We start from the raw sequence: 15,452 nt of genomic DNA on the forward strand, positions 1-15,452 counted from the left end.
GTCAGTGCTGTGTATCAAAAACGTTGTAGCCGAATTTATCCTGTCACAAACATTTGATAACCAATACGGCAAATCAAGACAGATACCAGAATTAAAAAGATAATCCGGACAAAGCCACTACCATATTTCAAGGCCACACGAACACCGACCACCGAACCAATCACGTTGGCAACGGCCATCATCAGACCAATCTGGAAAATGACATGACCTGTGGGTGCCAAAAAGCTCAGTGCTGCCAGATTGGTCATAAAATTACCAATTTTAGACAAGGCAGAGGCATGTAAAAAATCAACGTTTAGAAAACGAATAAAAAAGAAGATGAAGAAACTGCCCGTTCCTGGGCCAAAAATACCGTCATAAAAGCCGATCAGTAAACTGCCAATTGCTGCAAGCACCAGGAGTTTGGGGGTAATCGAGATTTCAGAATGTACCTGCCCAAAATTTTTCTTGAGCAAGGTATACACTGCAATCACGATCAGCATTACAAACACAAATGGTCGTAGAAACGATTGTGGAATCAAGGACAAACAAGCAGCGCCCAGAAACGAACTGATCAATGCACATATGGCAATCACTGCCAGTAATTTCCATTGAAGTTTGACCTTGCGAACAAAGGTATAGGCTGCTGATGCTGTACCAAAAATCGATGATAATTTATTGGTACCAATCACCGTTGCGGGCGACATTTGCGGAAATGTGCTCATGATGGCGGGAATCTGAATCAACCCACCTCCCCCAACAGCCGCATCGATTGCACCTGCACAAAACGCAAAAAAGATTAAGCTGAGTAGAACTTCAATTTCCATCTGAGGTTATGCCTTATAAATTTAAAATACGTTTCGGCACCAATCTTTTTTTATCTGTAATTTCAGCGAGTCCTAGACATCTTTCGCCATCAAACACCAATACTTCTGACGCTGCATCATGATCGATATTGCTTTCTTGCCCGTTGCAGAAAAATTTCAGGCGACCGTCCGGAATTTGAACCTTTGGTAAATATTCAACTGGTGCATAGGGCGGCAATAATAGCACATCACGCTCAGATTCATTGAGCTGTTCTAAATATTCAAGCGTGTATTGTGGAATTAAATCAAAATGGCCAGTCTGAGTCCGGTGTAATGCTTTTAAATGCCCACCACAACCGAGTGCTTCGCCAATGTCTTCACCCAATACACGAATATAAGTACCTTTGGAACAAGTCACATCCAGCGTGAGACTATCGGCATTAAAATCGATCAAGCTTAAATCATAAATCGTGATCGGTCGTGCTTCACGTTCAATTTCGACCCCTTTACGCGCTAGCTCATACAAGGGACGACCGTCACGCTTGAGCGCCGAATACATTGGGGGAATCTGCTGAATCTCACCGCGAAACCGCGCCAATACCGTTTCGATGAGGTCACGTGTCAATACAGGTACAGGGCGAGTCTGGACAATGTCACCCTCAACATCACCTGTCGTGGTGGTTTGACCCAACTTGACCACGGTTTGATAGCGCTTGGTTGAATCGAGTAAATAATGCGAAAACTTGGTCGCTTCACCTAAACAAATCGGTAAGAGTCCGGTAGCAAGCGGATCAAGCGCGCCCGTATGCCCGGCTTTTTGTGCACGAAATAGCCAGCGAACTTTCTGTAAGACACCATTTGAACTCAGACCTAGCGGTTTGTTCAGTAAAAATACTCCACTAATTGGACGTTTGGATGGCTTACGAGAATCTGCGGTCATAATCGTACTGTGTGTCAATAAAATCAGCCGCCATGGTATCAAATCCGTTCATCCGTTTTTTAATTATTTCGCCAGAGATATGCTATTTTTTTAGTGAGATTGATTGACATCATCATCGAATAAAAATAAGTGCGGTTTGGAATGTTGTATGCAAGGATCGAAAAAAATTTATATCTGGACAGGTGTCCTCGGTTTGGTGGTCTTGGTGACCTTACTGGTGATGTGGTTAAGGCCTGCGGCTTCATCGGCACAGCGCAGTGATGTGACTGCAACGCAATTGTCGGCAGCAAGTGCTGTACATACTTCTGCACAAAATGCTGCCAACACTACAATGCCCTTTAGCAGCACCAGCCAACGCGATACCGAGATCAATTGTCAGCTCAAACGTGATGGATCGAATCGGTTGGTGGTCAATGAGCAAACGCGCAATTGCTTTGAATATTTCCTAACACAATATGGTGAAAAATCCATAGCCCAAATTGATCAGGATTTTAAAGCCTACCTCGCCGCGAGTTTAACCGATCCTGCTTTAAGTCAGACTACAGACTTGTGGCAACGCTACTTAAAATATCGGGAGGCTCTAGGCACCCTACCTGAACCCGCTGGCCCTAAAAATGAGCTGGCTTACTTCCAAAGTGTTTTTGCATCGCGCATGGCACTTCGGCAGCGTTTCTTTTCTGCCCCCGAGATTGAAGGCTTATTTGGCTCAGAAGATCTTTACAATCAGTACACGCTTAATCGTATGCGCATTTTAAATAACAATGCACTGAGCGATGTAGAAAAGGCCAAGCAACTGCGGGCACTGTTTGATCAGTTACCTACAGACTGGAAAGCCAATCTGGAACAGCTTTCAACACTCGATGATTTACGTCAGCTAACCGCCTCCATAAAACGTAAAGGTGGCTCAGCACAAGAATTACACGATATGCGAACCCAACTGGTTGGCCCCGAAGCCACTACTCGTTTAGAAAATCTCGATACACAGCGTACAGCGTGGAAAGCCACCGTGACCCAATATCTTGATGCGCGTCAAAGCATTTTAGACAGCTCCATGAGTGACAGCGCCAAGCAAAAAGCCATCGAATCACTTCGTAATTCCACTTTTAGTCGCCAGCAAGATCAAGTGCGTATTCAAACCTTTGAAGCTGCGAAAGATCGTGGTCAGCGCTTGCCACTTACAGAATAATTCACAATTTGATCATTAAAAAAGGAGTTGAGCTACACTAAAAATAAAACATGTTAACAAGGACATAACATCCGATTTGAACATCATGAGCAGGTTCAAATCCAGAAAAAATAAATGCAGGGAACATTTCAATGAAAGTTAAATTATTATTCACTGGTATTTTAATGGTATTGGCTCAGCCGGTTCTGGCCAGTTCTGCGCCTATTCAAAATGCCAAGACATCCTTTGTCATTTCAAGCTACGCCCAAACCAAGTATCCAATTGTACTGGCACATGGCTTATTCGGTTTTAATAAACTGGGTACAGAAGCGTTTGGTCTGGATTATTGGTATCAGATTCCGCAGGATTTAGCCAAAAACGGGGCAAATGTCTGGGCCACGCGCCAATCTGCAGCCAATACCTCCGAAGTTCGCGGTGAACAATTACTGGCAGAAGTACAGGATATTTTAGCCATTACCGGTGCACAAAAGGTCAATCTGATTGGCCATAGTCACGGTTCACAATCGGTTCGCTATGTGGCAGGGGTACTGCCGGATCGAGTCGCTTCGGTGTCTACTGTGGGCGGGCCTGCAAAAGGAGCACCTCTGGCCGATTTAATTTATAAATCCTTAGCTGGAACGGTACTTGAAGCACCGATTGCAACACTGGTCAATGCAGCCACCAACCTGATTACGATTGGTCAACTCGATGATCCACGCCAGTATCCGATGGATTCACTTGGCGCAGCCTATAGCCTCTCGACCGAAGGCGCCAATAAGTTTAATGCCACTTTTTCTGCTGGTGTACCCACAACAGCTTGCGGACAGGGCGCAGCTAAGGTCAATGGTATTCAATATTATTCATGGAGTGGCGCCAGTGTTTTAACCAACCCTGTTGATCCAACCGATTACCTACTTGGCCTTAGCAGTGTGTTTAGTGGCCAGAATAATGATGGCCTGGTACCGGCCTGTAGTAGCCATATTGGTACAGTCATACGCGACAATTACGTGTTAAATCATCTGGATGAAGTGAATCAGGTGCTTGGGCTTCGCTCGGTCTTTGCTCAAGATCCGGTATCGATTTTCCGTCAACATGCCAACCGTCTTAAACTGCAAGGCTTATAAATTAAATTTCAAACATAAAAAATGCGCCCAATGGGCGCATTTTTTTGCAAGCATACAACGTTAAGATTAACCTTGTTTGCGTGCTGGCAATTTTTCACGAATACGTGCAGCTTTACCAGACAACTCGCGTAGGTAGTAAAGTTTAGCACGACGTACGTCACCACGACGTTTCACTTCAATTTTAGCAACAACTGGTGAGTGAGTTTGGAAAACACGCTCAACACCAACACCGCTAGAAATTTTACGTACTGTGAATGCAGAGTTTAAACCACGGTTTTTCTTCGCGATTACAACACCTTCAAATGCCTGAAGACGCTCACGGTCACCCTCTTTTACTTTAACTTGGACAACAACAGTGTCACCAGGAGCAAAAGCAGGGATATCAGATTTCAACTGTGCATTTTCAACAGCTTGAACTAAAGGATGTTTACCACTCATTGTGGAATCTCCAATATGTGCGGGCGAGAAGAGGTCTCTGACGCCGCTGGGGATAGAGGCTAAAGCGCATATCACCCTGTTTAACTTTCCCTTTAAAGCAACATTACCTTAAAGAGCCTATTATTCAGCTTAAACAATGTTTAAGCAGTAACTCGAAGCATGGCTTCTCGTAGGGTGCAAGGACAAACTCGCACTTGACTTGACTGTCCTTACTTATCTTTTAGCCATTTTTTTTGCTGCGCACTCAACTCGACGTGCTCAACCAGCTCTGGTCGGCGCTCAAGTGTACGTTGGTAACGCTGCAAAAAACGCCATTTTTCAATATTGGCATGATGCCCCGATTTAAGTACCTCGGGTACATCTAGCCCTTCAAAATGATCAGGCTTGGTATATTGTGGGCAATCGAGTAAACCATCCACAAAAGAATCTTGTACATGTGACTGTTCGTCAGACATTGCATCGGGCAAACGCCGAATGATGCTATCGAGGAGTACCATTGCTGGCAACTCACCGCCTGACAGGACATAGTCACCAATCGACCATTCCTGATCGACATAGTGTTGAATCAGTCGCTCATCGACACCTTCATAACGTCCGCAAAGCACAATCAATCCATCATAATGAACGAACTGCTGCACGGCGGTTTCATTTAAGGTTTTGCCTTGTGGCGACATGTACACTACAGGTGCATGTTGACAGCCTGCTTGCATGGCAAGCGCTTTTGCATGGGTAATTGCTTTTGCCAGTGGCTCGGCCATCATTACCATGCCAGGGCCTCCACCAAATGGACGTTCATCCACTCGTTTGTAATTACCCTGTGCAAAATCACGTGGGTTGATGCAAGTGACTTTTGCAATCTGACGCTTGGTTGCGCGTCCACTAATTCCGTAAGCCGTAATTGCATCAAACATTTCTGGAAAAAGTGTTATGACTGCAAAAAACATCGCAGACTCCTATATTTTCCAACTGCGTTTGTGGCTAAGCCCACGATTTCAGTAATCTACGCCCCAATTGACGTAAATTCGACCTGCTTGCAGATCGACACGTTGTACCACATCTTTATGCCATGGAATCATTCGTTCTTCAGCATCCACGCTGTCCGCAGTCGCACGTACGACCATGACATCATTGGCACCGGTTTCAAATAACTCATGGATTTGACCCAAATTCACTTCATGCTCTTCTTCATCCAGACCCAGTACTGTCAGGCCTTTTAAATCTGACCAGTAGTACTCGTCTACATCGGCTTTCGGAAGTTGTGATTTTGAAATCCAGATGGTGGCGCCCACAAGGTTATCTGCTGCTGTACGGTCACTGACATTTTTCAGCGAAACAACCAGCCCTTTGCCATGTGGCTTCCAACGTTTTACATCGACAGTTTGCCAACCTGCTTTGGTCTGAATGTACCAAGGCAGGTAGTCAAACATGTTGCTCATAGGTTCTGTATTGGAATACACCCAGAGCCACCCATTTAATCCATAAGCGGAACGTAACTGTCCAATCTGAAGACGATCTTCAGGTACATTCTGTGTTGGTGTCATGGGCTACCTACTACAAATTATGCAGCAGTTGTAGCTTTTTTAGCTTGAGCAGCCAAAGAAGCAACACGCTCAGATGGTTGAGCACCTTGAGATACCCAGTGAGCAAAACGATCAGCATCTAAACGTAGTTTCTCAGCTTGACCTTGAGCAGTCGGGTTGAAGAAACCAATACGTTCGATGAAACGACCATCACGTGCATTACGGCTATCCGTAACAACGATTTGATAGAATGGACGTTTTTTTGCGCCACCGCGTGCAAGACGAATAACTACCATGATAAAAGCCTTATAATTCTTACGGATTATCCCTGCGCCGACCATCGGCAACACTTCAAACCCCTTTCATAGAGGGCAGTATTCTACGTCAAATCGCAAACGAATGAAAGATTAAATTTTGACTTATCCATAGTTTTGAATTTATTTTCCATCCCAGTCCGAGGCGCTACTCAAGCTGCAACTGCTGCTGCCTTTGGCCCAGTACTTTTGTCCATCCTGATTCAAACATACAATACCATTTCCGGCCTGCATCGTTGATGCATTGGGTGTTGCCGTCAGCACATAGCCCTGATTATCGGTATCGAGCGTTAATCCTAATGTATAAAATGCTGTTCCTGTAGCCGGAAAATTCGATGTAATACCCAAACCGCTGAGTGAAGCATTGGCATAACTCCGATTCACCACTTTATAACTTTGTAATTGCTGCGCCACACGAATCAGCTCGGCCTGAACCTCACCGCGATTCACTCGTATTTTATAATTCTGATAACTCGGATAGGCAATTGCCGCCAGAATCCCAATGACTGCCACCACAATCATCAGCTCAATTAAGGTAAATCCTTGCTTTGCTTGCATCACCATGTCTCCGAACCTGTACCGCAGGTCATAAAATCGATATTGTTTGTTGTTTTATTTTTGCAGCGAAACCCAGTACTGGTCAGAAGCAGCGAGTAATTATTTGAATCGGCACTACTGGCTTTAATTGCCCAATCCTGTGTATTTAAACTCAGATCTAATTTGTATTTTTGCGACCCACTGCTACTGTTTAATGGCAATAGTAAAGCGGTATCGCTTGCATTCGCGACATCGTAATAAGGCCCTTTACTGTCGGCTGTTCCTTTTAAGGCAAAGCCCGAATAACTAAAGTTACGTGAACGATGTCGTTCTAGCAAGGCTGCAATTTTCTGCATTTCTTGCTGTGCTGCTGCCAGATTAGAGCGACGGACATATTCCTGATAACTCGGAATCGCAATGGTGGCAACAATGGCAATCATGACCACGACCACCATCAGCTCAATTAAGGTAAACCCTTGCGTGCTACGCGACATAGATGCGCTCCTGATTGGATGATGACACCTCACACCCCCATAAAGAGATGTGAGGCAATCTGCATTTAAGGGGTGTACTGTTCATACCATTTTAATGGCACAATTTGACGCCGCGTGGTTTGGGTACTTGAGAGCACATCTTTGGTCGAGTCACGATCGGTTGAACTTCCCCCCAAGATTTGTCGGGTCGTTACGCCATTGCTGGTGGTACCGGCGCCAATCGTCACAGGTAAAATACCTTTTCCAAGTTTAAGTGTTGTTGTCAGGTCAGCCGACTTTTCGCACACACCATATGGCAGACAAAAGCGACGGACACTACTCAAACCTTGCACACCAATTGAGCAATCTGCCACACGTCCTTCTTGTGCAATCGGATCAAAAATACTCACATACAGGTTTTTATTGATGACCACAGGTTCATCCATCACCTTTTGCTGGTTGCTTAATTTGGCATACCAACCATATTGCGGGCGATTGACCATGGTCAGCTCCCCATATTTTGGTAATTGTGCATAAGCGACTAAATTTTTATTGTTTGCTGCCATATCACGGGTGCTAAAACTCACCTGTGTGACATCGTTGTCGAAAAGATTAAATACCACCCCGGCACTTTGATCACTAATCGGTAAACTGCGGTTAGTGGTTGCAATACTCAACACAGCAAGTGAATTGGCGCCATATCCATACACACTAAAAATAGGTGCTTCATAAAAACGTAAATTGGCATCGGTTAAGTCACTTGGTTTATTGTTTTGCAGATCGAGCAGTTGTGCTGCCTGTGCAAACTGTTGAGGATTACTGCCGTTATTAATATCGACACGCCAGAGTTGTCCGCCCAAATCACCAAAGTACAAATGATCCACCAGACCATCACCATTTCGATCTACTGCATTGATCCGGCTGACGACGCTATATTGCATGTTGGTTTTCAAGGCCATGGTGGCACCGGTATTGGCTGTGGTGGCCAAATTGCTGGCCCACCAGAGCAGATCGCCATTTTCGGCATCAAACATGTACACACCCGAACCAATCTTATTGCTCTGAGCGTAACTGACCTGTTCGTATCCGCCATTATTGGCATTACCATCGGTTCCACCCGCATCGTAGCCACCACCCACAAACATGACCAATTTGCGTTTGCCCTGCCAGTTTACCCATGCCACGGTTGGTTTCGACCAGCTTTGCCCCATGTACTTGATGGCATCGAAGCTTTTTCCTTCTGGAGTGGTCGATGAATAAACTTTGCCAGAAGCAGGATCAATATAGAATTTTAAGCTTGGTTTGGTTTGATCATCCCATAGGCTCAAATCCAAGGCATAATAACTGCGTCCACCCATACGTAATCCACCATAAAGGTATTGCTTACCGCAGGCGCCCGTCGAGACGCCATCTTTTATACAAGTTGCATCTGTGGCCGACTTACCAACAGTGAGTTTGCTATCTTTAGTGTTCCACACATATTCACTGTAGGCGGTCCACGGCGCATCAATGCCGTATTGCATATTGTTAAAGTTGTCGTGTCCCTCAAGATTTGTACCTGTAAAGGCTTTACGCTGCTTGGCATTTTCAAGTAGCTCATTGGGTAAAAATGCAAATTTTTCTATACCTGTACTGGCATTGACCACATGTAAAAGCCCTTGCACGGTACCAAATACCAAATAATCATCACGTGTTAATGAACCATCATTTTTGATGGTAGCCGACTGGGTAATTTTGATTGGCGATGAATGAAGCACCATCCCGACTTTTTTATATTCAGGTTTGGCAATCAGACTTTCTTGATTATTGGTGGTTTGAATTTGATAGCCCAGCAGGTTCATCAAATCGCTACGACGCGGGTCTTTACTTTGACTTTCGCAGAGCTTGGTGTAGTAGTCGTTTCCAATCAGCCCAATTGAAGCGGAAACATCATATTTTTTATCTTTCGTGATACACGCGCGGTTCACGTATAACTGCCGGCTAGATGCACTGCTACTGGTCGCTGTAGGTAATTTGTCTGCAAACCCACCCGTTAAAATACTGGTTTTGGTGGATTGTATGTTGCTATTACTCCAGACATCGGTGATGGTTTTGGTCTGTATGGTTTCACCTGTATCGGCCAAATATTTTTTTACATTCCCAAACCAAGTTTGTTTGTCGTCGGGAACAAACATGTTTTGAAAAACATAGTTATCAAGATTGTATGGGGTAAGTGGATCTGTTGGCACCACAGGTACGCCTAAAAAAGTTTCCCGGTTACTAATGCCCAAATTGGCATAGAAGTTATAAATACTGTTGGCAATATTTTCTGAGCTGGCTGAGTTATACCAGCCCCCTTTACCCAATACGCCCCACCGTGCCAAATTTTTGACATCCTCGGCATCGGTTGGAAACACATTGCCAAGCAAACTGGTTAAACCATTCACCAACGTACCACCAAGCAATACGTTTAAGGTATCCTTTAATAAATTCGGAACAATCTGACCCAATAGCGAATTATTTACACCTGTCATCGATGCTTCAAGCTGGGCTGAATCTGTAGTGCTTGGAATCGTGGTAAATTCACGCCCAACGCCAATCACACCCGTGGTGATATTTTTATCGAGTAGCTTTTTGGTGTAATTACCAATGCAGCTCCACGTGGCATAATCACGGCTACTTAAAGTGGTCGATTTTAATCCTGCCGATGCATCACACTGAAAAACGTTACTGAGGTCGAGCTTCGACAAGTCTGTGGCCGAAGTATTGAGTGAACGACCCATCAAACGCTCAATCGCATTTTGTGTGCCCAGCCCTTCCGCGCCTTGCTTAAGCAGTGCATCGGTAACCGTTGGGGTGATATTTGGTACGCCACCAGTAATCACCATAATACCGTTAGCATTACATTGCGGTGTGTCTGTCGGTGCGCGATAAAATGTAGTAGAACGTTTGCTGGAATCGACCGAGTTACTAAAGCCGCTATATTCAATATCAGCTTGTGAATCATAGCCATAGTAGAGATGTTTCTCTGAGACCTTGATTCCCAAGATGTTACCAACCACACCATTTAAAAGCCCCCCTACCACTCCATCACTGATAAGGGAGCTGACCAGATCATCATTTACCTGTATAAGATTAGTTGTTGATATTCCACCAGACTTATACTGCCAAGCATCATCCTTACACGTTACACCATCAGATTGCCAGCTATCTGTTCCGTATTTATCACATTTATAATCGTACCAGCCTAATAGTGGAAGAAATAGAATTTTTACTGGAATAATTCTCATTGCTATTTGTCTAGCACCAGTACCCTTGGTAGTGGTTCCCATTAAATAGGCACCCGTCTCTGCATAGGTACTGGCGGTTGGAACATTCCCTGCGAGTCCAAGAGTTTTGAGTAAATCATTGACGGTGCTGGCTGTACCCTTAAATTCTAATAACTCAGACAAACCTTTTACTGGATTTGAAAGAATGCTCCAGAGTTTACTAAAGATATCACCCACCAACGCTGCAATCAGTTTCGGCACAATAACCAATACATTTTGTAGATTAAAATCGCCTTTGGACTGAATATTTCCTGCAATTTTTTCGACTAGATAGTTACGATACGTGGTGGCACTCCCTGAGTAGGTCTTTTCAAAACAACGGAAATTGGTATCACTGGCTCGAGTGGTCGACAGCTTACAAGCAGGCGCCAAAATACGTCCCGCACGATCATTGGTCATAACATCAACCGGCATGACCGATATCCCGACACTGACATTGTCTGGCAGAGGTTTGAGCCCTGTACTACTATTTCCAAGCAATACGTCCGTTAAGGCATTTTTGACCCGCGAAAGTTTGTCATAGCATCGATATACACCCACCGCAGAAACACTGTTCAGCAGTTTAACATTGGCCTGAAAATCACAGGTATTTTCGATATAACTTTTGGCGTCTAGCCCGGTTGCACCCAGCAGCGGTTTTAATAAGCCATCGAGTGTTTTTACCACCAAATCTGTGGTGACTACGGTACAGTAATTACGTGCATAGTTGTATTTACTGCTCGGTGACTCTGTGGTGATCTTTAACAGCGGATCCAGACTCCCGCCCAGTAAGCCCTGTAAAGCCACCTGATCGACTGCACCTACGGTATTGGTGACCAACTCAAGCGCATCTTTATCGCCTAGCAGCCCCAGCCCACCCCCTGAACCTAAAATATTAGAGACACCTTTCCCCACACAAATAGGATATTCTTTTAATAAATCGAGTGCTCCTGCTCCCCCCATGGTGCGGGACTGATCGACCATCAGCATTAAACGCTTATCAAATTGTGCTCCTTGATGATAAACCTCGACATCACTGGCCTGAGCGTTGCATGCAATTATCAGTGAAACGCTCATCAGAGCTGTACACAGCATCCGATGATGCTGAGGTGTAGCGGTACCAGGTAAGGGATTAAATCTTTTAGATTTCTTGTTTTTCATGATTGTTCTCCCTTGACCTACTTAGGTGGCTCAAAGTCAGATAAGAAGCGATACTCGGCCACTTGTGAATTAAACAAGGCCTGCTTCTGACTCAAACAACTGATGGCATTACTGGCCGATTGATTCAGACAGGTATTGATATCTTCGGCAGATGAAAATCCGGTCATGACAGAAACTGAAGTCAGTTGTAGGCGTAAACTGCTTTCCGTTTTTGCAGTGGTGATATCGGTACCACGCGCATAGTCAGCAAATGGCTGATTGTCCGATGATGCTGCCTTTTTGATATACACCTGTGTGACCACCTGCGTGCGCCCACCCGCAGCATCGGTACTTTTACATGAGGCTTGGTTATCGACCGTGCCTGAACTATTGACCACACCCATATTGCTCATCACAAACGGTGCTGTCTTATTAAAACAGCTCACCATTTCCTGATTAAGATTACCGACATTACGAAAATAATTAACGACACCATTTGCAGAAGCCAAAGTACTGGTATTCACAGGATTTTGAAAATACATCAGGGCAGCATCCGAATTTTGTAGCAATAAAGCCTGAATCTGATTATTTGCAACCATTTTGAGCGAGCTGACACTTTGCCGGATAGCCAAAGTTCCCACCACCATGATCAAGAGTAAAATCATCAGCACCACGATCAGGGTTGCACCTTGTTGATTGGTTTTCATTGTGTGACATACCCCTCTTCCACCCAACCCATGGCATTTCTTAATGAAATGGTCTGAGTCACTACCTGACGCAATCGTGTATCTTGATTTGTACTGTTTAATGCAACCGACTGCCCCAACACATCAAAAGTCTTTTTATTACGATTTCTAACGTTTACATCATTGCCTGCTGTTTCATTTGACTGCACCAGTAAACCAATTTGAATCACATTGATGTATGGCTTGATCTGCTGTGAGATACCATCAATATTTTTGGTCATTGCGGGTGTTTTTGCGGTGTCGAGATAATCTGCCACAGACACGTAATTGAGCGCTGTTGGATTATTCAAAGCGCCTTTCACATAGCCCACTTTAATGCGCATATAATCGACCGAGGGAATAATAATTTGCCCCGCGCCAGACAAATCCAGTGTGGTTTTTGGCTTGCCATCTACTGCGGTTATCGTGTTTCCATTTCGCATATATTGATCGGCCACACAGCGCAATGCTTTGTCACTGCCAACAAAATATCGCTGAGCCACATAGGTACCTGCGGCAAGGGTTTTGCCGGTACAGTCATAATCGCTTTGCGTTGCCTGATAACGAATCGTAAGCTGATCACTTTTTTGATCGACATTACTGTCTCCAACTGCGCTTTTGGTCAGTGCCGTCTCGGCAAGCGTTAATAAGTATTTTCCACTCACTTGATCACTGACATTACTTGCAGTCAGAAGCAATCCCGCATTTGCTTGTTGATCGTTGATATATGCAGAGGATGCGCTCAAGTTGGCTTTTCGAACATCATCTAAAATATAGTTCACCCCAAAACTGGCACTGTCTTGAATATTCGACATGGCTTTTTGCACATTAAAACTGGTGATACTGGTGAGGTACAGCTGAATGGCTGCCGCTGTAATCAAAAGCCCCAGCGTAATGGCTACCATCAGTTCAATTAGTGTAAATCCGGCCTGATGTAATCGGGTCATTTAATAGGCCTCCAGAAAAATACACGTCGCATTGCGCTCATAACTGGTGGCACCATTTTTGTAGCATGTCTCTGAACTGCTAAAACTTTGTGCGGTTTTATCCCATGCCACATAAATGCATTGACGCCCCAAATTTGTTCCTGCATTGCTGGCATTGGGACAGGTATTCACAATAACGCTCATACCTGAATTTGTGGTTTGGTTATAAATATATTGTAAATCGCTGGTGGCTTGGGCACTGGCCTGACTACTCACAGTTGTGGCGCAGTTGGAGGCTTTGGTATAGGCCTTTGTTGAGCTGTTAATTGAACCTTCTGTGTGATACAGCTTACATTGTGTGGCTTGAGGGTTGGCACGCATACGCTCGGTCAAGTCTCGTGCAATATTGAGCGCAGCCACTTGATTGCCTGCTTCCATACTGGCACTCACCGCACGCAACTGAAGCGCTGTAAATCCAAGCACACCGATGGCCAGTAGCAACAACGCCACCATCACTTCCACTATACCGACACCACGTTGAGGCCCTGCAAGCTTCATGTGCACGCTCCTTCTTTGTAAGTGGTGTCTCCTGTTACACCGACTTCGATACAACGTGCAACGCCTTGGCGCTGTAATGAAAATTTGCTACTCGCAACTGGAATTCCTTCTACACGAAAAATCAGTTGTGTGGCTGAACCAGATGCAAGAGTGACTTCCTTATCGAGCTGCGCAACAAAAATGCGATTCTTATCTATATTTGAAATCGGAGGATTCTTTTCACAATTAGTCACGGTGCTGACGCATACGCCCGTGGTCTGGCGAATAGTCAGGGCTTGAGTGCGTGCCTCGACCAATTTCGACATTAATTCACGCGCCGAGGCATTCAGCTTTTGCCTATTGAGCAAGCTGTTAAATGATGGCACTGCGATTGTGGCCAATATTGCCAAAACAGTTATGGTTATAATGAGTTCGATGAGGGTAAATCCTTTCATTTTTTGCATATCGTCACTCCCCCTAGTGTCTAGCTTAACTTATTTTTTTACACAACCCATACAATCAAGATTAAGGGCATAAAAAAGCGGATGAGTGACACTCATCCGCTTTTTTAAAACAGTTCAGACTTAAGCTTGGGTAACATGAATACGTAATTCTTTAGGTAAGCTAAAGGTAATATTTTCTTCGCGCCCTTCTAATTCTTTAGGTGCATCTGCCCCCCAATCTTGCAAGCGCTGAATCACTTGCTTGATTAAAATTTCAGGTGCGGATGCACCGGCAGTCACACCAATTTTATCGACACCCTCAAACCATTGTTGCTCAAGCTGATCCGCGTTATCGACCAAGTACGCCGCCTTGCCCATGCGCTCTGCTAATTCACGCAGACGATTGGAGTTAGATGAATTAGGCGATCCGACCACCAAGACCACATCGCAGCGATTGGCCAGATCACGAACCGCATCTTGACGGTTTTGAGTGGCATAACAGATATCATCTTTACGCGGCCCCTGAATCTGGGGAAATTTGCTGCGCAGTGCATCAATCACTTTGGCGGTATCATCAATTGACAGAGTCGTTTGGGTAACGAAGGCCAGTTTGTCTGGATGGCGAACCGCCAGCGCTTCAACATCCGCTTCATCTTCAACCAGATAGATATGACCGCCTTTGGTTTTATCGTACTGGCCCATGGTTCCTTCGACTTCAGGATGGCCTTCGTGTCCAATTAAAATGGCCTCAGTACCTTCACGCGCATATTTGGTTACTTCAATATGCACTTTGGTGACCAATGGACAAGTGGCATCAAACACTTTCAAACCACGGCGTTCAGCCTCTTGCTGTACGGCCTTTGACACACCGTGCGCACTGAAAATGACGATTGAGTCGTCAGGTACCTGATCAAGTTCATCGACAAAAATAGCACCACGCTGACGCAGATCATCGACCACAAATTTGTTATGTACCACCTCGTGGCGAACATAAATAGGCGGATTAAAACATTCAAGTGCACGATTTACGATTGCTATGGCGCGGTCAACACCTGCGCAAAAACCACGTGGATTTGCCAACACAATTTCCATAGAATC

Annotated in this window: 16 protein-coding genes; 2 read left to right on the plus strand and 14 right to left on the minus strand. The window is 44.9% G+C overall.

Annotation, left to right across the window (positions count from 1 at the left end):
* Positions 1-35 precede the first annotated feature (35 nt).
* Both QLG00_RS15220 and truB read right to left on the minus strand, forming a co-directional pair.
* Complete coding sequence (locus QLG00_RS15220) at positions 36-806, minus strand: TSUP family transporter (RefSeq protein ID WP_004945047.1); 771 nt, start codon at positions 804-806, stop codon at positions 36-38.
* 13 nt (positions 807-819) lie between these two features.
* Positions 820-1,725 (minus strand): tRNA pseudouridine(55) synthase TruB, encoded by a 906-nt coding sequence (gene truB, locus QLG00_RS15225; RefSeq protein ID WP_282471326.1) that lies wholly within the window; start codon positions 1,723-1,725, stop codon positions 820-822.
* A 148-nt stretch (positions 1,726-1,873) separates the two neighbouring features.
* Between truB and QLG00_RS15230 the strand changes: the two genes are divergently transcribed.
* Positions 1,874-2,911 (plus strand): lipase secretion chaperone, encoded by a 1,038-nt coding sequence (locus tag QLG00_RS15230; protein WP_282471327.1) that lies wholly within the window; start codon positions 1,874-1,876, stop codon positions 2,909-2,911.
* Between the two features lie 131 nt (positions 2,912-3,042).
* Positions 3,043-4,014, plus strand: a complete 972-nt coding sequence (locus QLG00_RS15235; protein WP_282471328.1) for a triacylglycerol lipase — start codon at positions 3,043-3,045, stop codon at positions 4,012-4,014.
* A 66-nt stretch (positions 4,015-4,080) separates the two neighbouring features.
* Here the strand turns inward: QLG00_RS15235 and rplS are convergent, their stop codons facing one another.
* From rplS to ispH, 12 genes are all read right to left on the minus strand, one after another.
* A complete protein-coding gene (gene rplS / locus QLG00_RS15240; RefSeq protein WP_004934323.1) occupies positions 4,081-4,452 on the minus strand; it encodes a 50S ribosomal protein L19 in 372 nt (123 codons plus the stop codon).
* A gap of 209 nt (positions 4,453-4,661) precedes the next feature.
* Positions 4,662-5,396, minus strand: a complete 735-nt coding sequence (gene trmD / locus QLG00_RS15245) for a tRNA (guanosine(37)-N1)-methyltransferase TrmD (RefSeq protein ID WP_004934319.1) — start codon at positions 5,394-5,396, stop codon at positions 4,662-4,664.
* A 48-nt stretch (positions 5,397-5,444) separates the two neighbouring features.
* Positions 5,445-5,993 (minus strand): ribosome maturation factor RimM, encoded by a 549-nt coding sequence (rimM, locus tag QLG00_RS15250; RefSeq protein WP_004934317.1) that lies wholly within the window; start codon positions 5,991-5,993, stop codon positions 5,445-5,447.
* A gap of 17 nt (positions 5,994-6,010) precedes the next feature.
* On the minus strand, positions 6,011-6,268 hold the full coding sequence (gene rpsP / locus QLG00_RS15255) for a 30S ribosomal protein S16 (RefSeq protein WP_004934313.1): 258 nt from the start codon (positions 6,266-6,268) through the stop codon (positions 6,011-6,013).
* 141 nt (positions 6,269-6,409) lie between these two features.
* Positions 6,410-6,844 (minus strand): type IV pilin protein, encoded by a 435-nt coding sequence (locus tag QLG00_RS15260; protein ID WP_055414914.1) that lies wholly within the window; start codon positions 6,842-6,844, stop codon positions 6,410-6,412.
* On the minus strand, positions 6,844-7,317 hold the full coding sequence (locus QLG00_RS15265; RefSeq protein ID WP_119689994.1) for a type IV pilin protein: 474 nt from the start codon (positions 7,315-7,317) through the stop codon (positions 6,844-6,846). Before QLG00_RS15265 ends, QLG00_RS15260 begins: the two co-directional genes overlap by 1 nt.
* A gap of 65 nt (positions 7,318-7,382) precedes the next feature.
* Entirely contained in the window at positions 7,383-11,744 is a 4,362-nt protein-coding gene (locus QLG00_RS15270; protein ID WP_282471329.1) for a PilC/PilY family type IV pilus protein, read from the minus strand.
* A 17-nt stretch (positions 11,745-11,761) separates the two neighbouring features.
* Entirely contained in the window at positions 11,762-12,430 is a 669-nt protein-coding gene (locus tag QLG00_RS15275) for a PilX N-terminal domain-containing pilus assembly protein (protein ID WP_104123908.1), read from the minus strand.
* Positions 12,427-13,395: a PilW family protein gene (locus QLG00_RS15280; protein ID WP_212515270.1), complete on the minus strand. Its 969-nt coding sequence runs from the start codon at positions 13,393-13,395 to the stop codon at positions 12,427-12,429. The genes QLG00_RS15275 and QLG00_RS15280 overlap by 4 nt, the downstream gene beginning before the upstream one ends.
* Complete coding sequence (gene pilV, locus QLG00_RS15285) at positions 13,396-13,932, minus strand: type IV pilus modification protein PilV (protein ID WP_025095723.1); 537 nt, start codon at positions 13,930-13,932, stop codon at positions 13,396-13,398.
* Complete coding sequence (locus tag QLG00_RS15290; protein ID WP_004945018.1) at positions 13,929-14,375, minus strand: GspH/FimT family pseudopilin; 447 nt, start codon at positions 14,373-14,375, stop codon at positions 13,929-13,931. The genes pilV and QLG00_RS15290 overlap by 4 nt, the downstream gene beginning before the upstream one ends.
* Before the next feature lie 120 nt (positions 14,376-14,495).
* The gene (gene ispH / locus QLG00_RS15295) at positions 14,496-15,446 is read right to left on the minus strand and encodes a 4-hydroxy-3-methylbut-2-enyl diphosphate reductase (protein WP_004934289.1); all 951 of its coding nucleotides are present in this window, start codon (positions 15,444-15,446) and stop codon (positions 14,496-14,498) included.
* Positions 15,447-15,452 lie beyond the last annotated feature (6 nt).

Origin of the sequence: Acinetobacter sp. V89_7 (genome assembly GCF_029967895.1) — a bacterium.
GTDB classification, from domain to species: Bacteria; Pseudomonadota; Gammaproteobacteria; order Pseudomonadales; family Moraxellaceae; genus Acinetobacter; species Acinetobacter soli.